20 protein-coding genes and 1 pseudogene are annotated in these 24649 nt (G+C 64.8%); 10 read left to right on the top strand and 11 right to left on the bottom strand.

What is annotated here, in order from left to right:
- Window positions 1-58: 58 nt before the first annotated feature.
- From RX331_RS07995 to RX331_RS07980, 4 genes and pseudogenes are all read right to left on the bottom strand, one after another.
- Window positions 59-1463, bottom strand: a pseudogene (locus RX331_RS07995) (MATE family efflux transporter).
- Between the two features lie 63 nt (window positions 1464-1526).
- Window positions 1527-3323: an ABC transporter ATP-binding protein gene (locus RX331_RS07990; protein WP_317256059.1), complete on the bottom strand. Its 1797-nt coding sequence runs from the start codon at window positions 3321-3323 to the stop codon at window positions 1527-1529.
- A 331-nt stretch (window positions 3324-3654) separates the two neighbouring features.
- Complete coding sequence (locus tag RX331_RS07985; RefSeq protein ID WP_317256058.1) at window positions 3655-5238, bottom strand: DHA2 family efflux MFS transporter permease subunit; 1584 nt, start codon at window positions 5236-5238, stop codon at window positions 3655-3657.
- A gap of 47 nt (window positions 5239-5285) precedes the next feature.
- Window positions 5286-6560, bottom strand: a complete 1275-nt coding sequence (locus RX331_RS07980; protein WP_317256057.1) for an HlyD family secretion protein — start codon at window positions 6558-6560, stop codon at window positions 5286-5288.
- Between the two features lie 187 nt (window positions 6561-6747).
- On the opposite strand from RX331_RS07980, the gene RX331_RS07975 reads away from it, so the two are divergent.
- On the top strand, window positions 6748-7389 hold the full coding sequence (locus RX331_RS07975) for a TetR/AcrR family transcriptional regulator (protein WP_317256056.1): 642 nt from the start codon (window positions 6748-6750) through the stop codon (window positions 7387-7389).
- A gap of 31 nt (window positions 7390-7420) precedes the next feature.
- Here RX331_RS07975 and RX331_RS07970 read toward each other — a convergent pair whose 3' ends face one another.
- Entirely contained in the window at window positions 7421-8689 is a 1269-nt protein-coding gene (locus RX331_RS07970) for a TonB-dependent siderophore receptor (protein ID WP_317258057.1), read from the bottom strand.
- 24 nt (window positions 8690-8713) lie between these two features.
- The gene (locus tag RX331_RS07965; protein WP_317256055.1) at window positions 8714-9667 is read right to left on the bottom strand and encodes a TonB-dependent siderophore receptor; all 954 of its coding nucleotides are present in this window, start codon (window positions 9665-9667) and stop codon (window positions 8714-8716) included.
- Window positions 9668-10024: 357 nt separating this feature from the next.
- Between RX331_RS07965 and RX331_RS07960 the strand changes: the two genes are divergently transcribed.
- The 6 genes from RX331_RS07960 (at window position 10025) to RX331_RS07935 (ending at window position 16258) form a co-directional block, all read left to right on the top strand.
- Window positions 10025-10534, top strand: coding sequence for a ferritin-like domain-containing protein (locus RX331_RS07960; RefSeq protein ID WP_317256054.1), 510 nt, complete (start codon window positions 10025-10027; stop codon window positions 10532-10534).
- Between the two features lie 559 nt (window positions 10535-11093).
- The gene (locus tag RX331_RS07955) at window positions 11094-11501 is read left to right on the top strand and encodes a hypothetical protein (protein ID WP_317256053.1); all 408 of its coding nucleotides are present in this window, start codon (window positions 11094-11096) and stop codon (window positions 11499-11501) included.
- Window positions 11502-11516: 15 nt separating this feature from the next.
- A complete protein-coding gene (locus RX331_RS07950; RefSeq protein ID WP_317256052.1) occupies window positions 11517-11867 on the top strand; it encodes a KTSC domain-containing protein in 351 nt (116 codons plus the stop codon).
- Window positions 11868-11952: 85 nt separating this feature from the next.
- Window positions 11953-12645: a helix-turn-helix domain-containing protein gene (locus RX331_RS07945; protein WP_317256051.1), complete on the top strand. Its 693-nt coding sequence runs from the start codon at window positions 11953-11955 to the stop codon at window positions 12643-12645.
- Window positions 12642-15332 carry a molybdopterin-dependent oxidoreductase gene (locus tag RX331_RS07940; RefSeq protein ID WP_317256050.1) on the top strand — a complete coding sequence of 897 codons (2691 nt, stop codon included), beginning with the start codon at window positions 12642-12644 and terminating at the stop codon, window positions 15330-15332. The genes RX331_RS07945 and RX331_RS07940 overlap by 4 nt, the downstream gene beginning before the upstream one ends.
- A complete protein-coding gene (locus RX331_RS07935; RefSeq protein ID WP_317256049.1) occupies window positions 15329-16258 on the top strand; it encodes an FAD binding domain-containing protein in 930 nt (309 codons plus the stop codon). Before RX331_RS07940 ends, RX331_RS07935 begins: the two co-directional genes overlap by 4 nt.
- A 42-nt stretch (window positions 16259-16300) precedes the next feature.
- On the opposite strand, the gene RX331_RS07930 is transcribed toward RX331_RS07935, so the two are convergent.
- From RX331_RS07930 to RX331_RS07915, 4 genes are all read right to left on the bottom strand, one after another.
- Window positions 16301-17785, bottom strand: coding sequence for an FAD-dependent monooxygenase (locus RX331_RS07930; RefSeq protein WP_317256048.1), 1485 nt, complete (start codon window positions 17783-17785; stop codon window positions 16301-16303).
- Between the two features lie 166 nt (window positions 17786-17951).
- Window positions 17952-18665: a hypothetical protein gene (locus tag RX331_RS07925; protein ID WP_317256047.1), complete on the bottom strand. Its 714-nt coding sequence runs from the start codon at window positions 18663-18665 to the stop codon at window positions 17952-17954.
- A gap of 163 nt (window positions 18666-18828) precedes the next feature.
- Entirely contained in the window at window positions 18829-20082 is a 1254-nt protein-coding gene (locus RX331_RS07920) for an extensin family protein (RefSeq protein WP_317256046.1), read from the bottom strand.
- Between the two features lie 353 nt (window positions 20083-20435).
- Window positions 20436-21296: a DUF2147 domain-containing protein gene (locus tag RX331_RS07915; protein ID WP_317256045.1), complete on the bottom strand. Its 861-nt coding sequence runs from the start codon at window positions 21294-21296 to the stop codon at window positions 20436-20438.
- A gap of 186 nt (window positions 21297-21482) precedes the next feature.
- On the opposite strand from RX331_RS07915, the gene RX331_RS07910 reads away from it, so the two are divergent.
- Window positions 21483-22229: a DUF2147 domain-containing protein gene (locus tag RX331_RS07910; RefSeq protein WP_317256044.1), complete on the top strand. Its 747-nt coding sequence runs from the start codon at window positions 21483-21485 to the stop codon at window positions 22227-22229.
- Between the two features lie 189 nt (window positions 22230-22418).
- Here RX331_RS07910 and RX331_RS07905 read toward each other — a convergent pair whose 3' ends face one another.
- Window positions 22419-22622 carry a hypothetical protein gene (locus tag RX331_RS07905; protein ID WP_317256043.1) on the bottom strand — a complete coding sequence of 68 codons (204 nt, stop codon included), beginning with the start codon at window positions 22620-22622 and terminating at the stop codon, window positions 22419-22421.
- A gap of 92 nt (window positions 22623-22714) precedes the next feature.
- Between RX331_RS07905 and RX331_RS07900 the strand changes: the two genes are divergently transcribed.
- Together RX331_RS07900 and RX331_RS07895 are read left to right on the top strand one after the other, a co-directional pair.
- Complete coding sequence (locus RX331_RS07900; protein WP_317256042.1) at window positions 22715-22903, top strand: hypothetical protein; 189 nt, start codon at window positions 22715-22717, stop codon at window positions 22901-22903.
- A 189-nt stretch (window positions 22904-23092) separates the two neighbouring features.
- The gene (locus tag RX331_RS07895; protein ID WP_317256041.1) at window positions 23093-24574 is read left to right on the top strand and encodes a FecR domain-containing protein; all 1482 of its coding nucleotides are present in this window, start codon (window positions 23093-23095) and stop codon (window positions 24572-24574) included.
- Window positions 24575-24649: the final 75 nt, after the last annotated feature.

Genomic DNA, 24649 nt, shown 5'->3' with positions numbered 1-24649 from the left:
TCGGGTCCGCAACAATGTGCGCGACCTCACTCAGCCCGCCGAGAGACGGTCGCGATCCTTACGCGGACGCGCGCGAAGCTGCCTGCTGGCCCACCCCAACGTGTGGCGGAGCAACCTCACGCTCCTTTGTCGCCAGCCGCTTCCCGAACTCGCGGCGCAGCAGAAACAGCGCGAGGCACGCCTGCAGCGTGGTGGTGGCGATCGACAGATACCAGACCTGCTCGATCGCAAAGCCCGGCCGGGTCGAGAGCCAGATCACCGGCAGCGCATAGGTCAGCAGGCGGGTGCCCGAGCTGAGCAGCACCGGCCGGGTGTTGCCAAAGGCCCTGAAACATGCTGTGGCATGTGAAGATCAGCCCCTGCGCCACCAGGTTGAGCGAGACGAAATGCAGGAACTGCACGGCGACTGTCATCGTTGCCTGATCTTTCGAGAAGCCCGCGAGCAACAGGCTGGCCTTCCATTGCGCAAGGAGCATGAAGCCGATCATCACGGCGGTGGCAATCAAGGCCGCCTTCACGAAGGTCTCGCGCACGCGGCGGCCATCGCCGGCGCCGAAATTCTGGCCGGCGATCGGCCCGGCTGCCAGGGCAACCGCCAGCGCGGGCATCTGGATCAGGCCAAGCACGCGCGTGCCGATGCCGAATCCGGCCTGGGCAGCCGCGCCGAAATCGCGGAGCACATAATAGACCACGCCCATCCACGCGAAAATGATCGCAAATTCGCCGCCGGCCGGCAGGCCGACCTTGAGGATGCGCTGCCATTGCCGGAGTTGCGGACGCCACTGCGCGGGATCGAAGCGGACATAGCGCTCGAACTTGTGGAAATACATCAACAGCATCAGCACGCCGATCAGGACGGCGATCGAGCTTGCCAGGCCCGCACCGGCAACGCCGAGCGCATGGCCGGTGCCCCAGCCGGCGATCAGCACCAACGCCAGCGCGATGTTGATGATCACGACGAGCGCCTGCACCAGCATGGTCGGCCGCACGATGCCGGTGGCCCGCAGCGCGGCCCCCATCACCTGCGTGGTGAATTGCAGCGCCAGCGCCGGCATGAACCACAACAGATATGTCGTGCCGGCTTCGACCGTGGCCGCGTCGGCGGCGACGGCGCGCATATAAAACCGCGCCACCACGGAACCCGCGGCCAGGGTTAGCAAGCCGCACAACACCGACAGCACGACCGATTGGTTGAAGACGAGGTTGGCGTCGGCGCGGTCTTTGCGCCCGACGGCATGCGCCATCAGCGAGACCGTGCCGACGCCCAGCACCTGCATCAATCCGTTGATCAGAAATCCGGCGTTGCCCGCAGCAGCCACGCCCGCAACGGCGGCTTCGCCGAGGCCGGCAACAAAATACAGGTCGACCAACTGGCAGATCATGATGGTGACCATGCCGGCGACGATCGGTGGCGCCATGCTCAGGATGTGGCCCACGATGGAGCCGCGCGCCAGGTCTTTCATTGTCAAATTCCATTTCCGGCGCGTGACTGTGCGGACGCTCGTCCATCAACCACGCGCCACAACTCATTCCGCCGCCGAGATGAACTCGGTGGCCTGCAGCTCGAACAGCCCGCGATAAATCCCGCCGGGGCGCGCCGTTAGCGCTGCATGGGTGCCCTGCTCGACGATCTCGCCGCGGTCGAACACCAGGATGCGATCCAGGCTACGTACCGTCGACAGGCGGTGCGCGATCACGATCGCGGTTCGCCCCTTCATCAGCCGCTCCATCGCCTGCTGGATCAGGCCCTCCGATTCCGAATCCAGGCTCGAGGTCGCCTCGTCCAGGATCAGGACCGGCGCATCCGCCAGGAAGGCGCGCGCCAGCGCGACGCGCTGCCGCTCGCCGCCCGACAGCTTGACGCCGCGCTCTCCAACCAGCGTGCCGTAGCCCTTCGGCAGCCGCAGGATGAAGTCGTGCGCATTGGCGAGCCGCGCCGCCTGCTCGATCACCTCCATGCTGGCGCCGGGCCGGCCATAAGCGATGTTCTCCGCCAGCGTGCGGTGAAACAGGATCGGCTCCTGCTGCACGATCGCGATCTGGCTGCGCAGCGAATGCTGCGTCGCCTTGGCGATATCCTGGCCATCGATCAGGATCTGGCCGCCGCTGACGTCGTAGAGCCGCTGCACCAGCTTGACGAAGGTGGTCTTGCCGGAGCCGGAACGGCCGACCAGGCCGACCCGTTCGCCGGCGCGGATCTCCACCGACAGGCCGTCATACAGCGGCACGCGATGGCCGCCGTAATGGAACGTCACGTCATGGAACACGATGCGGCCGCCCTGGATGTCGATCGGCGTCGCATCCGGCGCGTCGGCAATGCCGATCGGCTCGCCGTGAATCGCGACCAGCTCCTCCATGTCGTTGACGGAGCGCTGCAGGTTATTGATGTGCATGCCGACGTCACGCAAATAGGCATGGATGATGTAGTAGCTGGTCAGCACGTAGGTGACGTCGCCCGGCGTGGCGCGGCCGGCGATCCAGAGCAGGATCGCGCCGCCGATCACCGACGCGCGGAAGCACAACAACACCGCGAGCTGCGCCGTCGAGGTGTAGTTGTAGCGGTACCACGTCCGCCGCACGCGCGTGCGCCATCGGCCGATCACACCGGCCAATCGCGCATCCTCGCGCGCCTCGGCGCCGAAGGATTTCACCACCGCGTTGCAGGTCAGCGCGTCCGCCAGCGTGCCGCCGACCTTGGTGTCCCAGGCATTGGAGACGCGCGCGGCCGGCGCGATGAACTTCACCGAGAATGCCATCGTCATCGAGACATAGATGACGGTGCCGACCGCGATCACCGCGCCCAGCACGGGCCAGTGCAGCCCGAGCAGGATCATCGAGCCGACCAGCACCAGCAGCGACGGGAGCAGCGCCATCAGGAGCGTGTCGTTCAAGAGGTCGAGCGCCCACATGCCGCGCGTGATCTTGCGCACCGTCGAGCCGGCAAACGAGTTGGCGTGCCAGTCGGTCGAGAAGCGTTGCACCCGCGCGAACGCATCGCGCGAGACGTCCGACATTGTCTTCAGTGTGAACGGCACGATCGCCTGCAGGCCGGTCAGCCGCAGGATCATCGAGGTGAGGCCGAGCGCCACGATGGCGCCGAAGGCGACAAACGCGGCACGGCGCGCGGCGGGATCGGCGGTGCCGCGCGTCAGCGCATCGACCAAGTGGCCGGAGAACAGCGGCATGAACAGGTCGGCGGCGGTCGCGCCGAGCAGGCCGCCGGCGACCACCACGGCGCGGCCGGGCTGTTGCAGCCAATGTCGGAATACGAACGGGATCACCACGCGTATCGCCGCGGGACCCTTTTCCTTGAGAGCGGTCATGGCGTCATCCGGCTGCGCATGGGCACACGCCGGCTCCATCTGAATTGACGCGCAGGCGGCCTCGGAAACGAGACGCAAGCGTCGCCAAAAATTACGTTAAGTCGTTGGGAAGCTTAGAGATCGGGGCATCAGGCCCGATCAGGACTGGTGGAGCTCGCGCTCAAGAACGCGATCGAAAACCCACCACGAGCATCGAACGCGAGGACGCGATCTGCGAATACATGGAAATCATGCAAATCTCCCCGGTGCGAGCGACAATCTGCGACTTATAAATGCATCGCGGGCGATTTGCAACATGACAAGGCCGTGAAGTGCGTTGTCAAATTGCCTATCAATGCGCGTCGCCTCCCAGCACCGCCGCGGACGGCTTCTTCAGCACCAGGACGAGCAGGCTGAGGCCGATATAGAACACGGTTAGCATGAAGAAGGCGTCGCCATAGCCCATCACCACGGCCTGGCGGTGCACGATCTGCGACAGTTGCTTCATCGCCATCAGCGCGGAATCGCCCATGCCCTGCAGGCGCTGGGTGAACATGTTGAGCGTTTCGACCGCTGTCGCGTTGCCCCAGGTAACGCGGTCGTGGAGGCGCGAGATGTGCAGGTCGGTGCGCTCGTTCAGCACCTGGTTGATGACGGCAAGGCCTACTGCGCCGCCGAGATTGCGCGTCAAGTTGAACAGCCCGGAGGCGTTCTTCACCCGCTCCGGCGCCAGCGTGCCGAGCGCGATCGTGTTGGTCGGCACCATCGCCAGCATCATGCCCATGCCGCGCAGGATCTGCGGCACGAGCAATTCGTAGAAGTCATACTCCTTGGTGATCCACGTCATCTGGTAGGAGCCGAGCGCGAACAGCACGAGGCCGATCGCGATCAGGTAACGCATGTCGTATTTCGCCATCAGCCGGCCGACGAGCGGCGCGGTCAGGAACATGGCGATGCCGGAGACGAACATGGTTTCGCCGATCTGCAGCGGACTATAGCCGCGCACTTCGGCGAGATAGCGCGGATACATATAGGTGAGGCCATAAAGCCCGATGCCGACGCAGAACGAGATCAGGCAGCCGACGCCGAAATTGCGGTCGGTGAAGGTCCTGATGTCGACGATCGGCTCGCGCGCGGTCAGCACCCGCCAGAAAAACGCGATTCCCGACACCGCGCAGATCGCCGCACAGATGGCGACCGAGGTGTCTTCCAGCCATTGCGACTGCGGCCCCTCCTCCAGCACATATTCGAGCGTGCCGAGAAAGCCGGCCATGAAAGCGAGGCCCCACCAGTCGAAATGCTCGAGCAGCGCGAAATTCGGCCGGTCGAAATCGCACAGCGCCAGCACCCCGATGGTGATGCCGATGCCTGGCACGATGTTGATGAAGAACAGCCAGTGCCACGACATCAAGTCGGTGATTAGGCCGCCCACCGTCGGGCCGATGGTCGGCGCCAGTGTCGCGACCAGGCCGATGATCGGACCGACGATGTGGAACTTGGAGCGCGGAAACACCGTGTAGGCGGATGCAAACACGGTGGGGATCATGCCCGCGCCGAGAAAGCCCTGGATCGCGCGCCACAGGATCATCTGCTCGATGGTCGAGGCAAAGCCGCAGAAGAAGCTCGCGACGGTGAAGCCGGAGGCGGAAATCGCAAACAGCAGCCGCGTGCCGAACGCGCGGGACAGGAAACCGGACAACGGGATCGCGATCACCTCGGCGATCAGATAAGAGGTCTGCACCCACGAGACCTCGCTGGAGCTCGCGGAAAGGCCGGCCTGGATCTGCTGCAGCGACGCCGAGACGACCTGGATGTCCAGGATCGACATGAACATTCCGAACACCATGATGAGAAACGTGAACAGCCGCCGCGCTGGGATATGGTCGGCGGCCGCGGCGTTCATCGTCGAAGGCGATGCGGTGGTGGCGTCAGCCATGGTCAACTCGTGGACAAGCTCCGGACGTCGGCCGGAGCTTTGGAGAATTACTTCGGTTGAACCGCGCCGGGCGCATCGAGATCGGCCTCGCTGTCGGCATCGGCGGCGCCCTCGCGGGTGTCGACGGTGGTGTAGACCGACATCCCGGCACGCAGCAGGTTCTGCCGTGCAACTTCCTTCGGCACGCGGATGCGCACCGGCAGCCGCTGCACAATCTTGGTGAAATTGCCGGTGGCGTTGTCCGGCGGCAGCAGCGTGAACACCGAGCCTGCCGCTGGCGAAATGCTGTCGACGACGCCGGCGAACTTGCGGTGGCCGTAGGCGTCGACCGAGATCTTCACCGGCTGGCCGGGGCGGATGCGCTTGAGCTGGGTTTCCTTGTAATTGGCGTCGATGAAGACGTCGTCGAGCGGCACGATATTGGCGAGCCGCTGCCCGGCCTGGATGAAATCGCCTGAATTGACCAGGCGGTTGGAGAAAGTGCCGTCGATCGGCGCGCGCACCTGGGTGAAGGCCAGATCGCGCTCGGCCTTGGCGAGTTGGGTCTGCAATTCCGCAAGCTGCGCGCGCGCTTCGGCCTGCTGCGCCTTGGTCACTTCGACATTGTCGCGGGCCGCATCGTAGGCGGCCTGCGCCGACCGCACCGCGGCAGCCCCCTGATCGCGGCTGGCTTCGGAAACCTCAAAGGTGGCGCGCGACGCAAAGCCCTTGGTGCTCAGCGCCTGCTGCCGTTCGAAATCGAGATCGGCGCGCTTCAGCGCCGCTTCCGCAGAGGTGAGCTGTGCCTTGGTCTGTTGGACGGCGCTCTCGAGCGCGGTGACCTGGCGGCCGATGCGGTCGATGGTGGCCTGCTGGGTCGCGATCCTGCTGCGCGCGGCGTCGACCGCGATCTTGTAGTCGCCGTCGTCGATCCCAAAGATCACGTCGCCGGCGCGGACCACGGCATTGTCGCGTGGCAGGATGGCGGCGACATGGCCGGCCACCCGCGCCCCGAGCATGGTGTTGTTGGAGCGGACATAGGCATCGTCGGTCGAGACGTAGAGGCGGCCCACGAGAACGAAGTAGACGCCGTACCCGATGGCCGCGAGCGCCAACAGGCCGAGCACGCCGATCATGACGAATTTGCGCTTGCCCGGTTTAGCGGCCGGTGCAGGGGCGGTGTTGGGGAGTACTTCGGCCGGCGCACTCGGCGCTTCCGCAGATCGACGCCTTGCTTCTTCCGCAACGGCAGCGTGCGGCGGGGCCGAAAGATCGGCCTCATGCTCCGCTGCATCTGGTCCGGTGCGAACGATGCGCGCGGCCTGGTCTCTCGCTGCGGCCATCTTCGGCCTCCCCCATACAATGTCGCAGCCTGCGCAGCCTGAAACCAGCCGCGCAGCGCACGATCGAGACAAAAGGTAGCATTGACCGAACGGTTCGGTCAACTTATCCTTTCATCGTAACGACAATAAAGCGAAACGGAAATCAAGCCTTCACCTTGGGTTGAATTTTTCGCGAGAAAATAAACCAATGGTTGCATCGATATCAAATAACCTTCCTCCGTTCGGCGAGGAAGACAGTTCGAAGCGCCGCCAGATTTTGGACGGTGCGCGCGAGGTGTTCATGGATCTGGGCTTCGATGGGGCCAGCATGAACGAGATCGCCCGCGCCGCCGGGGTCTCCAAGGGCACGCTCTATGTCTACTTCGCCGACAAGAGCCGGCTGTTCGAGGCCATGGTTGAGGACGAGGCGCTCGAAAAGGGCAAGATCGCCTACAACCTCGATCCCAAGCGCGACGTTGAAACCACGCTGCGGGAATTCGGCCGGACCTATATCGGCACGATGTGTCGGCCCGGTGGCGGCTCGTCGATCCGCACGGTGATGGCGATCGCCGAACGGATGCCGGACGTCGGACGGCGGTTCTACGAGAACGTGCTGGCGAAGAACATCGACCGGCTCGCCGAGTATCTGCAGGCCCGCGTCGGATCCGACGACCTTGATATCGACGATTGCACCCTTGCCGCCGCGCAGTTCATGCAGATGTGTCAGGCGACGCTGTTTCTGCCCTTCGTCTTTCAGGCCGAGCCCGCCCCGTCTGCAGAGCGTATCGCGCGCGTGGTCGACAGCGCGACACGGATATTGCTGGCGACCTATCGGGCAAAGCCGCAGTAGAAGCGGCTTCCCTCCCCACCTCTCACTCGAGCTAGAAGCGATACGTCGCGCTCCCCAGCACGGTACGGCCGATGCCGAAGAAGCAGTCGCCGCGCGACAGGCACGTGGTGACGTGACGCTTGTCGGCGAGGTTGCTGGCGTTGACCTGAAATCGCCACGGCCCGGTCTCGTAGCGGACCATCGCATCGAACAGCGTGTAGTTGGGCGTACGCAGGCTGTCGGTGCCATCCCAGGACTCGCCGATATAGCGCACGCCGGCGCCGATCGTCACCCCGGGCAGACCGAGCGCGGTGAGACGGTACTTCGCCCATAGCGAGGCCTGATGATCGGGAACGGTTTCGACCCGCTTGCCTGCGTTGTCGCCGCTTTGCACCCTGGCATCGAGATAGGAATAGGCGCCGATCAGATCCAGATCGGGCGTGACGCGGGTGATCACCTCCAGCTCGGCGCCGCGAATCCGCACCTGTCCGGTCTGCACCGACAACACCGAGCCGCCGGGATCGCTCGCCAGCCGGTTCTTCTCGGTGGTGTGGAAGATCGCACCGTTGATCGCCGTGCCGGGAAACGGATTGTACTTGAATCCCAGCTCCACCATTTCGCCCTCTTGTGCCTTGCAGGGGCCGCCGACGCAGGTGGAGCCGAAGACCGGCGTGAACGAAGTTGCATAGGTGACGTAAGGCGTTAGTCCGAACGGCAATTCGTACATCAGCCCCGCGCGGCCGGTGGTCGCCTTGCTATTCTCACTCGGCGATCCCTGCACATTGCTGCTGACAAAATCCTGGCGGACGCCGAGGACGGCCAACCATGGCCCGAGCCGCATCTGGTCCTGCGCATAGAGCCCGAGCTGGCTCTGCCGCAGGTCCGGCTCGGGCGATAGAATTGGCGGTGCAACCGGATTATACACCGGCGCGTACAGATCGAACGGTGTCGGGTCGAAATAGGCGCCTGACGACGCACGCTCGCTGAGGCCGCGATAGTCGACGCCGAATAGCGTCTTGTGCGTGATCGCGCCGGTCGCGAATTTCAGCTCGGCATTGCTGTCCGAGGTAAAACTGTCCTTGGTCGTCTGGCGGCTCGAGACCCAGCGCGCCACGGTGCGATGGGCGGCATCGAGGAACGGATCGGCAGGGTTCGAGTAGTTGTCCGGATACGCCGTCCGGTAGATGCCCTCGACATGGGCATAGCGCATGTTCTGCCGGATCTTCAGCGCATTGCCAAAACTGTGCTCGAACAGGCTGGAGACCGTGCCCGTCTCCGTTTGGTATTTATCGAAGCTCGGATCGCTGGCGAAGCGCCGCACCGGGATCAAGCCGTTAGGTCCCGGTTACAGCGTGCCCTCATGCGGCAGGAAGGCCGTGGACGAGCCGGTGTTGTCCTTCTGATAGGTGCCGAGCAAGGTCCAGCTCGTATTGTTGGTCGGCCGCCAGGTCAGCGACGGCGCCAGCACGACGCGGTCATCGGGCACGAAGTCGGTCTGGGTGCCGCTGTCGCGGAAGATGCCGATGAAGCGGTACAGCCACTCGCCATCCTTGGTCAGCTTGCCGGTCGAATCGAGCTGCACCTGCTTGCGGTTGAAGCTGCCGAACTGCACGCCGATCTCGTTGAAGCTCTCCGGCTGCGGACGCTTCGAGATCAGGTTGAGCAGGCCGGCCGTCGAGGTGTCGCCATAGAGGACAGATGCCGGGCCGCGCAGCACCTCGATGCGCTCGAGCGTATAGGGATCGGGCCGCCATTCGTTGAACTGGAACGTGTTCACCACGCGCGTGCCGTCGAGATAGATATTCGGGTCCTGGCCACGGATGCGCGGATAGTCGCCGCGCGAATCCGGGCCATAGGCATCCGCGAACACACCGGGCACATAGCGCAGCGATTCCTGCATGGTGAGCGCGCCCTGGTCGGTGACGCGATCGGCGGTAACCACCGTGATCGATTGCGGCGTCTCGCGCAGCGGCGTGTCGGTCTTGGTGCCGGTGCCGCTCTGGCCGGCGAGATAGCCGGGCACCGGGCCGGTGGCGGTCTCGGCGCGCGCGCCTGCGGCGGCCGCGGCGTCCGGGTTCGTCTGTGCGCGCTGGGCGGCGCGGCGGCTCGCCGCCGACGCGGCCTGCCGCTTCGGTGCAGGCCGCGACCGCACGGCCGGCGGACGTGAAGGCCGGTCAACGACAACGGCAGGCAATTCTCTTGCCGACGATTGTGCTTGTGCCGGTGTCATATCGATCATCGCGGCGAACATCGGCAACGCGGCGCCGAGCCATCCGGCGGTCTTCAAGCCTGCAGTCATTTCCAGTCCTCATCGCTTCGCGCGAGACCACTAACAAGCGTGACCACAGCGATGAAGTGCGGGAGGGATACAGTCGCGCATCAACCACGTATTTAGAATTAGTATTTCTCCAAGCAGATCTGCCGCGACAATCCGGCGCCGAATTTAAAATTAGTATTGATCCAGACAGACCAAGCGAAAGTCGCGGTCACGCGTGGATGCGTGATCGCGCGCAGCGAACGTCGTGGTCTCCCCACATCCGATGAAACGACCGGACATCACCTGTCATTGGAACAGTGCGGCAGCGGCACGTGGGAACCGACGGAACAAAATATCTCGCAGCGAGTCAGAAATCCTATCAGACCCCAGGAGGTTGAAATGGGACTTTTCACCAAAGACATCAAAACCATGGAAGACATGTTCGTGCATGGCCTGCAGGACATCTATTACGCCGAGCACCAGATCACCAAGGCATTGCCGAAGATGATCGAGAAGGCGACGAACCGTGACCTCGCCGCCGGCCTCAAAGCACATCTTGAGGAAACCAATTCGCAGATCGAGCGCCTGCAGAAGGTGTTCCAGAAGCTCGGCAAGGAGCCCAAGGCGGCCGACTGCCCAGCGATCGACGGCCTCATCAAGGAAGCCGATACGCTCGTTGGAGAAATCGACGACAAGGCCGTGCTCGATGCCGCCATCGTGGCAAGCGCGCAGGCAGTCGAGCACTATGAGATCGCGCGCTACGGCACGCTGATCGCCTGGGCCGAAGAACTCGGCCATGACGACGTGGTCCGTTTCCTCACGACAAACCTCAACGAGGAGAAGGCCGCCAACACCAAGCTCAACACGGTCGCGCTTCGCAAGGGCGTCAACAAGAAGGCGGTCGCCTAGGGAACATAGATCCCGGCGGACAGTTGTCCTCGCGAGAGACTGCAATGACACTTTTTAAAAGCGCATTTTTCTGGTTGGCCGGCGGTTCGCTGCCGGTCATCTTTCTGATTGCGCTCTATCTGCATCCCGGCTAGCCGCCGGTAGAGAGAGCGGAACACTGTCGCAGGCGCTGCCGATCGGCAATTCCTTCAAATTGTTCGCAATCGCAACGAGTACTGCCCCGGCGTGTTTAACCAGCGGAGGTACCCACGATGTCGATATTCGGCAGAAAGCATCGCCCCTACCCCCGACGGACCAACCAGCCCGCGTGGATGACCGCGGACGACGGCTTTGCCGCGCGTCAGTGCACCATCCTCGATATCTCGGAAGGCGGCGCGCGGCTAAGCCGTCGACGACCCGCATTTCGTCAAGCCTCAGTTACAGCTCAAATTTGAACGAACGTCGCCCGGCAGGCCGTGTAGAGTCGCGCGGAGGAAAGGCGACGAGATCGGAATCAAGTTTGTGTAACCTGCGACCAGCGGCCGCACGCATCATGGAGTGACGGCGGAAACCTGCTACAATGACGCGACGACGCAATGCCGCAGACATGGAAACAAGGATGACGGCGGGCTGCCCATCGCTGATCGGTCTCTACTACAAATTGCGCGCGGCTTGGTCCACCGCGACGAGCGGAAAATGTCGCCCCGACAATCCCGCGGCGGGACAATGCTCCGTTACCGCGCTCGTGATTCAGGACGAACTTGGCGGCGAGATCCTGAAGACCGACGTCGATGGCGCCTGGCATTTCTACAATCGGATCGACGGCCGGCGCATCGATTTCACCATGAGCCAGTTCGACAGCCCGATCGGCTATGACGACCTGCCGAGCAGCCGGCAGGAGGCGCTCGCCGAGACATCGATCAAGCAATATGAATTGCTGCTCACCCGGCTACGCTCGGGGCCGACCGCAGACAACCAGCCGCGGTGATAATGTTCACGACAGATGACCCGCATCGCCTTCATCCTCGCCTTACTCTTCACCGCGCCTTGGGAAGCAGCCGAGATTGTTGAGGTAAAGGACCGCGGCCCGGTCGATCTCGCGCCGTTCAGCTGCCAGGACGTCACCCGCAGCAGCGTCATCGGCCGTGTCTGCTACGACAGCGAAAGCCGCCGCATGCTGGTGCAGCGTCACGCGGTCTATCAGCAGTACTGCGATGTGCCGCAGGACGCGCGCGATGCGCTCTTGAATGCCCCTTCGATGGGCCGCTACTTCAAGATAGCCATCGAGGCAGGCGGCCGCGACGACGAGGCGCCTTACGGCTGCCGGCCTGACAAAGCACCGTCATATCAGTGACATCGCACATGCCATCGGGCCGATCCCGCGGGCCCCTCGCCTCGCCGTGATTTGACATTTCACTCATTTTTGTCAAATTCGTCAAATGGACCCGCGCACCCGCATTCTCGACGCCGCGATGCTTGTATTCCGCCGGCATGGCTTCCGGCGCTCATCGATCGAGCAGGCCGCTGATGCCGCCGGGCTGACGCGGCAGGCGCTCTACCATCACTTCAAGTCCAAGGAAGCGCTATTCCGCGCGGTCATCGAGCGGCTGCATGAGGAGGCGCTGGCCGCCGAAATCGCTGCCGCATCAGAAGAGGAAAAGGCCGGCGGCAGCCTCGCCGATGTCATCGTCGCCTCCGTCTCCGCCAAACTCGGACAAATGGCCGCCTCGCTCGACGGCTCGCCCCATGTCGAGGAGCTGTTTTCCGAGCATCTCGTGCAGGCGCGCGACCTCTACCAGAAATACACCACGCTCTATGCGGATCAGCTCACTGCAACGATCGTCCGTGTCTGCCGCAAGCAGGGCCTTGCCTTGCGCGACGGCATGATGCCGCGCGAGCTGGCACGGTGCGTCGAGATGGCGGTCAACGGCACCAAGTCCGCCTATCCCGCATTGCAGCCGCCCGGCGCCTTCCTGAGGGACCTCGAAATCATGCTGCGCACACTGATCGCCGGCGCCGTTGGCCCGGAGAAACCGCGCGCAGCCAAGACCAAGCCTGCCAAGAAGCTTGTCAAGAAACTGCTTAAGCAGCCGGTCAGGAAATCCGCCCGCAAACCTGGAGATCGCAGATGAGCACCATGACGATCAACGGCAAACCAGCTTCCCTCCCCGACGATCCCGATGCGCTCTTGATCGACGTCGTGCGCGACGCGCTGGATCTGACCGGCACCAAGCTCGTCTGCGGCGCTGGCGTCTGCGGTGCCTGCACCGTGCTGGTCGACGGCGAGCCGGCCGTGAGCTGCCTGATGCCGGCGCGATCGGCCGCCAACAGGAACGTGACCACGGTCGAAGGCATCGGCGCGGCGAGACTGCACCCGGTGCAGCAGGCCTTCATGGCGCACGACGCGCTGCAATGCGGCTTCTGCACGCCGGGCTTCATTGTCGAGGCCGTGGCGTTTCACGATCGCTGGCGGGCGACCAAAGGAACGGCGGTGCCGTCGCGCGAGGAAATCGGCGCGGCCTTGTCGGGGCATCTGTGCCGCTGCGGCGCCTATGACGGCATCTTCCGCGCCGTGGCGGACGCCTGTGCCGGGCGCTTCGACGGCGATGACGTCCAGCCGCCGCGCATGGAGGCGCGTGACAAGGTGACGGGAGCGGCGAAATACACCGTCGACATCCACCATGACGGCCAGCTCGAAGGCGTGATCCTGCGTTCGCCGTTTGCGCATGCGCGCGTCACCGAACTCGATCTCGCGCCGGCGCACGCGATGCCGGGCGTGAGCGCCGTGATCTCGCTGCTCGGCGACGACCGCATCGTCCGCTATGTCGGCGAACCCATTGCAGCCGTCGCGGCCAGCGATCGCAAGACGGCGCTCGCCGCGATCGCCGCCATCAAGCTCTCCAGCGAGCGCCTGCCCGCGGTGATCGGGCTCGATGACGCGCGCAAGGCCGATGCGCCGGTCGTGTTCGAAAAATCCGCGCGCAAGAAGGCCGGCAACGTCTCCGAAGGCGGCGGCTCTCCGGCGGCCTGGAAGGGCAATCTCCGCGGCCCGACCGCGGCCTTTTCCAAGAAGCCGAGGAAGGTGCGGAGCTGGGTCGCGGACGCCCGCGCGGCAAACAATCCGCTGCTGGTGGAAGCCACCTTCCGCACCGCCACCCAGCAGCATTCCTGTCTCGAGCCGCACGCCGCGGTCGCGCGCTTCGACGGCGACCGGCTCACCGTGCATGTCTCCACGCAGGCGGTGTTTCATCTGATGGAGCTGATCGCCAAGCGCTACAAGATCGGCCACGACAAGGTGCGCGTGATTGCCGATCATATCGGCGGCGGTTTTGGCTCGAAGGCCTCGCTCGGCGCGGAAACCACCACCGCGATCGAACTGGCGCGCGAAGCCAGGGCGCCGGTGAGAGTTGTCTATGACCGGCACGAGGAACTCTCCGTGACCGGCTATCGGCCGGCGGCGGAGATGAAGATCGCGCTACTGCCGTCCGAACAGGGCGAACTGAAAGCGCTGTCGCTCACCGCCTATGGCGACACCGGCGCCGCGACCAACTCCACCATCGCCGCGCTCGCCCGCCTGATCTATCCGGCGGAAGCCAAGGAGCTCGTCGATTTCGACGTCATCAGCAATCTGCCGGCGGGCGCGCCCTTCCGCGGCCCCGGCGGTCCGCCGATGGCGTTTGCGCTGGAGCAGGCGATCGACGAGGCGGCGGTGCGCATGAACCTCGATCCGATCGCGCTGCGCAAGCGTTGGGATCCCGATCCCAACCGCCAGCGGCTCTACGATTGGGCACTGAACCTCGACATCTGGCGTGGCCGCAAGCCGATTACCGCGCAGAGCGGCCGCTATCGCCGCGGCATCGGCGTCGCCACCGGCTACTGGCTTTATCTGTGGCAGCCGGGCTCGAAGGTCGAAGTGTCCGTCAAGGGCGGACATCTCGTCGTCAGCACCGCGACGCAGGACATCGGCACCGGCACCCGCACCGTGATCGCCAATACGGTCGCGCGCGAGTTCGGCCTGGAGCCGCATGAGATCGAGGTCCGCATCGGCGATTCAAAATTGCCGGAGGGTCCCGGCTCGGGCGGCAGCCGCGTCACCGCGTCGATCATCCCTCCGATGCTGCTCGCAATCGAACAGCTCAAGACCGCGATCCAGCAGAATGCAAAGCGGCAGCCGGTCCCCGGCTCCAATGCGCCATGGCGCGATATGCTCGCGGCATCGCCCGACCTTTCATTATCGAGCGTGCGGCCGGAAGATTCCAAGCAGACCGCGCCGGGAGTTATGTCACCGCTCAAGCAGGCCGGCTTCATGGGCATGATCTTCGGCTGGATGATGCGCCGCTTCTCCAACCTCGCGATTGGCGCCGGCGTGCCGAGCTCGGTGCAGATCGTCGAGGTCGAAGTCGATACCTGGCTCGGGCATGTTCGTGTCATCAACGTGCACACCGGCATTGCGGTCGGCAAGGTCGTGGCGCCCGCCCTGGCACACAGCCAGGCGGCCGGCGCGGTCATCCAGGGCGTCGGCTACGCGCTCTATGAAGCGCGCGAGGTCGATTCCCGCACCGGCGACGTGCTCAGCGGCGGCATGGAGGATTATCGCATTCCCGGCATCGCCGATACGCCCGCGATATCAGTGCATTTCGACCAGGACGGCTTCGATCACGTGCTCGGCGGCAGCGTCGGCATCGGCGAGGTCGCGACGGTGCCGACATCGCCGGCCATCGCCAACGCGATTCACAATGCCATCGGCATTCGCCTGACCGAACTGCCGATCCGTCCCGACCGTTTGGTCGCCGCGCTCAAAGGGAGGGCCGCCGCATGACACCGATAACCATGACCGCCATGCACGCAGGCGAATTCCGCGCCGCCGGCACCGATCTCTCCGAGCGCCGCCGAAGCGGCGTCTCGACCGGGCCGCTGATCGACATAGCGGCCGCGCCCGACATGATGGGGATGCATTGGGCCGCCGACGGCAGCTTGCGCCTCGGCACCTTCACCACGATTGCCGCCATCGCCGCCGATCCGTCGGTCGCCGCCGCCTATCCAGGCATTGCAGCGTCGGCGCAGGGTCTGGCGACGCCGCAGATCCGTCACCTCGCCACGCTCGGCGGCAACCTCGCGCAGCGTTCGCGCTGCTGGTATTTTCGCAATCCGCACATCGCGTGCCTGAAGAAGGGCGGCTCCGGCTGTCCGGCGCGATCGGGCAATCATCTCTATCACGTGGTTTTCGACCTCGGCCCTTGCGTGGCGCCGCATCCTTCGACGATGGCGGCGGCGCTGCTCGCCTATGACGCGAAGGTGACGACCGACCGCAGAACCTCGCTGACGATCGCCGATCTTCTCGGCGACGGCTCGAACGGCGCGGCCGACAATGCGCTGCAGCCGGGCGAGATGATCAAGAGCGTCGAACTTCCCGCGCCGCTGCAGGGCGAGCGCGCGCTCTACAAGCGCGCGATCAGCCGCACCTATGCGGAATGGCCGCTGGTCGAGAGCTGCGCGCGTGCGGTGATCAAGGACGGCGCGTTCCAATTCGTCCGCCTCGCCGCCGGCGGCATTGCCCCGGCGCCGCTGCGGCTGCACGCAGTGGAAGCCGCGTTGCAGGACAGGAAAGCCACGGCTGCGGTGATCGCCAATGCGGCGGAGCAGGCGACGTCGGGCGCAAAGCCTCTGCCGATGACCGGCTACAAGCTCGATCTCCTGAAGGGCGTCGCGCACGATCTGCTGGAGCGATTGGCAGGACTTTCGTAGGGCGGATCGGCGAACCGCCCTACCACTTAAGGAAGCTTCGCACTACGTCGCCGCAGGCGCTCCGAACCATTTGGTTAGCGCCTCGGCGAGGCCTTGGCCGGCTTTGTCTCCCACCCACGCCACATAGCCATCGGGCCGGATCAGAACGGCGGCGGGCGCCGTGACGGCGCCGATCGCAGGAAGCTCCCATACACCGTGATATTCGGCATCGACGCGTTGGACCCGCTCGGCCCATGGCGTGATGTCGAGCGTGCCTCGCTCACCGAAGTTGAGCAGTACCGGCCTAGCGTTCTGCAGCAGCGTGAATGTCCGCAGCGCGCCCTTGGCGGTGACCAAGTCCAGATCGGGCATGCGGCGTCCGAGCAGCGGATGCCCTTCGCCGAGATCATAATGGATGTCCAGGCCCGACATCATGGCGGCGACGCGCCGGCGTGGCTCGTCCATGTCGAGCAGCTCCGACATGGTGTCGCGCAGCGCCTTGGTTCGATCGCCCATGCTGCGAAGCGCGACTTGCGCCATCGTGTTGCGCAACACGCGGGCGCCGACCGGGTGACGCTCGGCATGGTAACTGTTCAAAAGGCCTTCCGGCGAAATCCCTTTGATCACCTGGGCCAGCTTCCAGCCGAGATTCACCGCATCCTGCACGCCGGTCTGCAGGCCCTGTCCGCCATCCGGCGGATGCACATGCGCGGCGTCGCCGGCGAGCAGCACCCGTCCCTTGCGGTAGGCCGCGGCCTGCCGCGTCATATCGGTGAATCTCGACAGCGACGTCGGACTATGGACCCCGTAGTCGCTTCCATACACCGCGATCAGCGCTTCGCTGAGATCGCGCAGGGTAGGTTCGGTCGTGTGCCCGGCGTGCCGCTCGGTCACGAGGATACGCACGTCCGCGCCATCCTCCAATTTGCTGAGGCCATGAACGCCGACCGCATCGCGGCGCATGCCCCATTCGGCGGGCTCCTCGGCGAGTTGGACCTCGGCGATCAAATTGCTGGTCGTCGGATCCGAGCCGGGGAATTCGATGCCGGCACATTTGCGGATCAGGCTGCGTCCGCCATCGCATCCGACGAGATATTGCGCGCGCAGCGACTGGCCATCTGATAGCGCGATGTCGACGCCGGCATCGCCCTGCGTGAAGCCGGTGACTTCACGTCCACGATAGATCGGCACGCCGAACTCGCCGACCCAGCCGGCGAGGATGCGCTCGATGTGGATTTGCCAGAGCGCGAGCCCGTAAGGGTGCCGCGTCGGGAAGTCGCTGATGTCGAGCCGCATCCCGGCGAAGCCGGCAACCTGGGCCACCTGGCCCACCGCAAGGAACCGGTCAGCGATCCCGCGCTGATCGAACACCTCGATGGTGCGCGCGTGCAGCCCGCCCGAGCGCGCCCCGACAAGAGCCTGGCTGGCGCGCCGCTCGACGATCGCGACGTCAAGGCCCGCGAGGGCCAACTCGCCGGCCAGCATCAGTCCCGTCGGACCTCCACCGGCAATCACCACCGCATGCCTGCTCGATCTCAACACATCCATCCCGCGTCTCCCCGATTGTGGCTTGGGGCGGCGGTTCTACGGGAAGATGGGGATCTTGAAGCAAGCCCCTTGCGCACCACATATACAAATGGAGGGAACGGCTCCCGCCCTTCCTGTCATTCCCCAGACATCGTGGTTCCGGCGCTGAGCGCCGGATTTGCGCGGCTCACGCGTTGAAGTCGGTATGGCCGGAAGAAGTTTCGCGCGGCGCCTGATAGCTCGCGGAGCGTTGTACGGCGGCCTTCGATTGCTCGGCCATCATCGCGTCGAAGGCGGCATCCAGTTGCGCACGGGAATAGTTGGACGACGTGGACTCGCGCGGCTTCCATTCAGATTGCGCAATCGCGGTGGGCGCCCTCTCGATCGTTCCGCCGACCACCTTTGCGATACGTTCCGCGCGCCACTGCGCCAGGTCAGGGCCGCCCAGGCCCGGAGGATCCTGCAGGACGCCGACCTTTCCCCCGGCTTCATTCGTCATCGCGACAGAACCGGCGTTATAAAGCGTCGCAACGACCTTCCCTTCGACCTCGACGGTTGCATAGATATTTTGCGGCGCATTGTCGGGAACGCTGGCGGCAAAGGTCGCTTCGTCGGCCCGCATCTTTAGCCAATTCGTTGCCATCAGGTCGCGAAGCTCAGGATTGTCCTTGACGGAGATGATCTTCAGTTGGGAGACATCGACGGCCTTGAGCGATGAAACCGGAATGCCCGGCTGCGCATATTTCTCTGCCGCGCCTGCATCAGGCGCAGGCTGCGCGTCGGCCGTCGTGAATATCATCCTTGATGGAGATGGTTGCGCGGCGCGTAGATAGTTCCCCGAATTGGCAACGCTCGTGATCATGGATACACCATCTCCTCGGCAATCCGAGGATGAAAGCAATCATCATGCCAACGCGCAAAGGGTTGATGCCGCTGGCGCGCCTTGTTCTCCGGAAAAACGTCTGCGGGAAAATCTTGCCGATCGGGCAGAACTTTCCATCCACCATTCGGGATTGGATTAGCCAAGCGCTGCAGCCCTATAGGGCGGATAGTCTCAACTGACTCTAATGATCCTCGAACTCGTCTTCCTCGTTGACCTTGCCGCGGCCGCCGCCGAACCAGCGCGAGATCGATTTCTTGTTGGCGAGCGATCCCGTCGAATAGGGATCGCGTGACCCGTAGGGATTACGCTGCGCGCGTGCGGCGACCTGCTCGCCGGATACTGCGGCCGGCTGGCAGATCGTGCGGCGCGAGGCGCGGCGCATCAGGTCGACGTGAATGTGATCTTCGTGGTGCGAGTTGGAGCCGGGCGCCAGCACGGTGTTGAACTGCTGGCAGGCGGTGGCCTGAACGTCGCGCAGAAAGCCCTGCTCTTCCGGCATGCCGCGCCAACCTCCCTTCACCGTGATGCGCCGTCCGTCGGCGAGCGTGAAGGCCGCGATGTCGAGCGCGTTGCCGAACGCATGCTCGGAAATATGCGCGTGCGGATTGCCGTTCATGCCGCGGCATGAATAGGCGGAGATCTGCTTGATCTCGACGACACGCATGCCGAACCAGCGCATCGAAGCCGGCTGCACGGAATCGGTGAGCCAGCGGTCGAGCGCGGAGACGATCGGACATGCCAGCGTCGCCGCCGGCTTCATCGAGACCTGCCCGAAGGCGCTGACCGGATTGCCCTGCGCGGGCCCGAGCCGCGGCGCTGCCGGTGAAGGCGGATAGGACGGCGGCGAATATGGCGCAGGCGAAGGCGCCTGATAGCGGTCGCGCGATGGATAGGACGGCGAGGCCGCATAGCCACCGCCACGCGATGCGGGCGCTCCCTCCGGCGGCAGATCGGCGTCGTCTTCCTGCGGAGCGGCGATGCCCGGCGCCGACAGGGAGATCGGACCGTTCGACGGCGCGGCGTAGCTCGGCTGGCTCGGCGGCGGGTAGCTTCCGGAATAGTTGCCTGAATACGTACTCGGATAATTTCCTTGCGACGGCGGCGGAGGGGGCGCGCGTTTGATCGGCCAGCGCGGCTGGTTGCCGATATTGCCGGGCGGCCGCAGGCTTTCGTCGGCAAAGCCGAAACTGGCGGTGTTTTCGCCGAGCGCAGCGACCTTCAGCGGATATTCCGCACCGCACACGCCGGGACCCGAGATCGGTTCGATACGAACCACTTCCGGGCTTTCCTTGACCGCGCCGGACTTCAGGCAAGCGAGTTCGGCCTCGGCACGCCACGGTTCGCGCTCGGCGGACTGAAAAAATCCGCGGCCACAACCCGCTAGCGAGACGAGGACGAAGGAGCCGACGAGATACAAACGAACTCCGCGCGTCATCGCGCGCAGATTCAACCAAATTTATTTAAAGATTCTTCAACATGTTGATTTTACGATTTTTTTACCATGTTTGGCGCACCCGCAGCCTATGGAGAGCGGCGGATGGACAGTAACGCTGACTTTTTGCGCCGGGAACGCTTTGTTAACTTCGAAGTTAGTTGCGGGCACGACGTGAACCCCCAGGGAGCTCTCCCAATGGATTTCGTAAGTCCTCTCGTCAGCAGGCTTGGCGTTGTAGCCGCGTATGTTGCATTCGCCTTCGTCGGCGCGATTGTACTCGGCGTGTTCTAGCGTCCGGACATGGACGTAAAGACGCCCGGTGGCCCATGCCTCCGGGCGTTTTCGTGGGCAGCTTATGCGCGCCGTCCGCCGGCCGGCCGCCGCGACGTCACGAGGATGTCGGCGCGGCGCGTGATGCGGCTCCAGTTATTGCCGGAGCAGTAGAAGCGGCCGAGCGCGCAGGCCTCGACGCGCAGCGTGTCGTTCCCTTTCATCGCAATCGTGCCGTAATAGATATCGCCGCTGTCCTGGCTATAGACGCTGCCGGCCCATTGCCGTTCCTTCTTCGGCTTCATGTTGATCAGGATCGCCTCGCCCTTCTCGTTCGATGACGTCAGCACATCGCCGCACAATGCGGGGCCGCATTTGGCGATGCGCACCGTGCCCTTGCCTTCGGTCAGCCAGTCGCCGATCGGCGAGTCCTGCGGCTCCTCCTCACTCCGATGCGAGACCTGCTCGATCTGCGGCGCAGGCTGCGCAGCCTCTGCCGGCTTCGCTTCCGGCGGTGGCGGCGGCGCCGGAATCGAAACCTGTTGGGCCGGTGGCCCTGCAAGCGGCGGTGGCGCGGGCGCCGCAACGATCTCGCTTGCCGAAGCAGCCGGCGTGTAGACCGCGGGCGGCGGTAGCGCGGTGACGATGGTCTTGGCAGGCGCCGTGGCCGGCGATGCCGAAGGCACGGGAGGTTTGGGCGGCGAAACCGTTTGCGGCGCAGGCGGGATGAGCCTCGGCGCGACGCCGCCGGTGCGATCGTCATCGAAACGCTTGCGGCGCCAGTCCACGCTTCTGGAGATCCACAGCGAGGTACACGGCGCCGAACGGCAATTTCGCTGGCGTTCGATGTGCACCTGGTGGCTGCCGATGCGGAATGAAATCGAGCGGGCGTCGGCCGACGTCGTGAGCGCGATCAGCATGGCGAGAAAACCAAGTCGTTTCATCGAAGCCTCCCGCACAGCTGATGCGGCAGGTTAGCCGCGGGGAACCACGGTCGGATGTGATTTGAATCACCGATCGTATCCGCTGCGGCTCCTTCGGCCTCGCGTGATGCACATCACGGAAGGCGGCGGCGCGCCCACGTAGGGTCCGCTCAACTTCAACCACCTAAAGCCGCTCGGGAGGCTCCTATGAACAAGCTCTACATCCTCGCCGCATTGTTGATGGCCACCACTTCGGCGCACGCCGGCGGGATCACGTTCCAGGTCAATGGCGAGCGCATCCGCATTGAGGCGCCGCGCAACTGCAACGCCCTGTCCTGCGTCAAGGTCACCGCGCCCGGCTACAACGGCTCGATCGGCAATATCGACCTCAAGGGCATCGGTTCGAAGAACAGGGACGATGATGATGTGGCCGCGACCGCGCCGGCAAGACCGACAGCGCCAGCGCCGGCTCCGGTCCAGGCGACTGCGCCGCAGCCGCCCGCTCCCACCGCGGCAGTTCCGGCACCCGCGCCCGCTCCATCGACGGTCGCGACCGCAACGCCGATGCAAAGCGACGTCGCAGCACCCGCTCCGCCTGCGCCGCCCGCTCCCGTTGCCGCCGCACCGGCACCCGCGCCGCAGCCGACCACGGTTACCGCCGCGTCCGACCCGAACTCGCCGCTCGGCGTCTGGTCGACCGAGGACAACAAGGGCAACGTTCGCATCGAGGAATGCGGCGCCAATCTGTGCGGCTATTCCGTCAACACCGGCGAGCGCATCCTGATCAACATGAAGCCGCAGGGCACCAAGTGGGCCGGCCGGATTCACGATCCCAGCAGCGGCCGCAACTACGACTCGACGATCGCACTGAAGAGCACCAACACGCTCAAGGTCCAGGGTTGCGCCTTCGGCGGCATGTTCTGCGGCGGCCAGACCTGGAAGCGCGTGAGCTGACGATTTCTCCCGAGAGGTTTCTCCCGAGACCTCTACATCCCGAGACTTTCCTCCCGAGACTTGGGCCCCGTGAAAAACCTTCACGGGGCCTCTTTTTTGTGTCTCGCCAAACCAGCCACCGCGAACTGAATCTCGCCGTTGTTCGGGAAAACGGCCGGCCTCGAACGGCAGCAGCGCAGGATAAATATTTCAGCAACCATGCACCGTGAAACAAATCTCCTTCGCGACGAAACACTTTTCCCCTTGTGACGAGAAAATCCCGAAACCGGCCTTGCGTAGTTCTCCCTCGCTACTTCCGGCGCGAGAAACTCGCAGCGCAATCATCTGCGCGACACAATCCATAAGGGGACAATCAATGGCCTTCACCGCTTCGACCGTGCGCGCCTGCACCATGCTGATCGCAACGACCTTCGCGCTTGCTGCGCTCAGCGCCGCTGCCCAGGCCTACTCGCAGGAGCAGGAGCAGATGTGCCACTGGCGATGCGATGCGGCTGTGCTCGTCGGAAATCCCCGATGTCGAGCGCGTCACGGCGTGCATGGTGCAGAAGCGCGCGCAGCTCAGCGATAGCTGCAAGGCCGTCTTCCACTATGTGCCATCGGCGACCGCAACGCCTGCCAGCTACACGGCAAAGCCCGGCAAGCCGGTGAACCTCACCCCGCACAAACGCGGCTGAGCACAATTTTCGCGGTGAGAAAGCGCCATGCCCACATCCCGGGCGTGGCGCTTGATCGTTTTGTCATGTTCGCTTTGTCATGGGGTCTTGGGCATGACAACAAATGCCGTATTCATCTTGCATTCAGGCTTGCGGCGCTGAAATCGGATTCCCGCCCTCTGCCGCCCCTCCGTAACCGGAAAAACCCCGATGTCGCGTCAACTTTGCCTCGCGCTCGTGCTGCTGTTCTGCGGCACGCCGGTCGGCGCAGGGCAAGTTTTCGCAGGCCCTTCCAAACTGACGCAACTGGCGCAGGCACCGGCCAATCCTGCGCAGCCCGTCACGCCGGCGACAGCGGCGCCCGATGCAACGGCGCCTGCCGCCGACGCGCAGGCGCCGGAGGAGCCGATCGGCAATGTCGCGACCGTGACCGGCAGTGCCAGCGTGATCCGCAACGACACGGCGACCTCGCTCAAGGTGAAGGACGACATCTATCTCAATGACGTCGTGCAGACCGGCGCCAACGCGTCGCTCGGCATCACTTTCATCGACAACACCACCTTCAATCTCAAGGCCAACACCAGGATCAGCGTCGACAATTACGTCTATGAGGACGGCGGCAAGAGCAACGCCGCGATCTTCGACGTCGCCAAGGGCACCGCGGCCTTCGTCGCCGCATCCGTCGCCAAGACCGGCGACATGAAGATCACGACCCCGACGGCAACGCTCGGCATCCGCGGCACCACCGGCCTCGTCGAGGTGCCGGAAGGCGCCGCCGCCAACAATCCGCGCAACGTCGCGGTCAAGCTCTATCCTGACGCCGACGGCAGGGTTGGCCGCATCGAGGTCAACGACCGCGCCGGCGCCCAGCTCGGCTTTCTAACCCAGGGCGCGAGCGGCTTTACCATCCGCCCCGGCGCCGGCGGCGCGCGCTTTGCCGCCGTGCCGCTGGCGATCCCGCAGGCGGTGATGCTGCGCGACCAGGGCTTTGTGCGCCAGCTTCACTCGACGCAGAATCTCGGCCGGCAGGTCGTATTCCAGCAGCGCGAATTCCGCCGGGCCAATCCCAATTTCGTCAATCCGAACCGGCCGATCCGGCAGTTGCAGCCTGGACAGCCGCCGCGCCAGAACTCCCTGCCCGGACAGAACAGGAGCGGACAACCGCCTGGTCAGCTGAACCGTCCGGGCCAGCCGCGCCAGAACGGCCTGCCGGGACAACCCGGTCAGCCCCCGCTGCCGACCGTGCCGAACCGGCAAGGACAGAATCCGGTACAGAACCAAGGTCAACAGCAGCCCGGCCAGCTCAATCGTCCCGGCCAGCCGCAAGCGCCAAGCCAGTTGAACCGGTCCGATCAACAGCAACCGGCGACGCCGAACCGCCAGGGCCAGCAACGGCCGGGCTCGCCCGGCCAACCGGGCCTGCCGCCGCGTGCTGGACAGCCGTCACGAACCGATCTGCCGCCGCAGCCAAGCTTGCCGCCACGCGCCGGACAAGCGCAGCAACCCAGCGTGCCGGCGCAGCCCGCCGCGCCGCTGGCGCGGCCGGGATTGCCGAACCGCTACGGCGTCCCCGGCCTGCAGCGCCCGCCCACCGTTCAAGTTGCGCCCGCCTTGCGGCCGGGAGTGCCTCCCACCCCACGGCGCGCGGCGCCCGTGCCACAACGCGGCAAGCCGCCAAAGGACCAGCGCTAGAAAATCGTATCTCATGCCTCGGACGCGGCGCAGCACGAAGTGATGCGACGCAGAGCCGGGGCCCATCGTGCTCCG

Source organism: Bradyrhizobium sp. BWA-3-5, assembly GCF_032917985.1.
In the GTDB taxonomy this organism is placed as follows: Bacteria; Pseudomonadota; Alphaproteobacteria; order Rhizobiales; family Xanthobacteraceae; genus Bradyrhizobium.
Note: the sequence above shows the minus strand (reverse complement) of the source record. Positions and strands in the feature narration are given on the sequence as shown.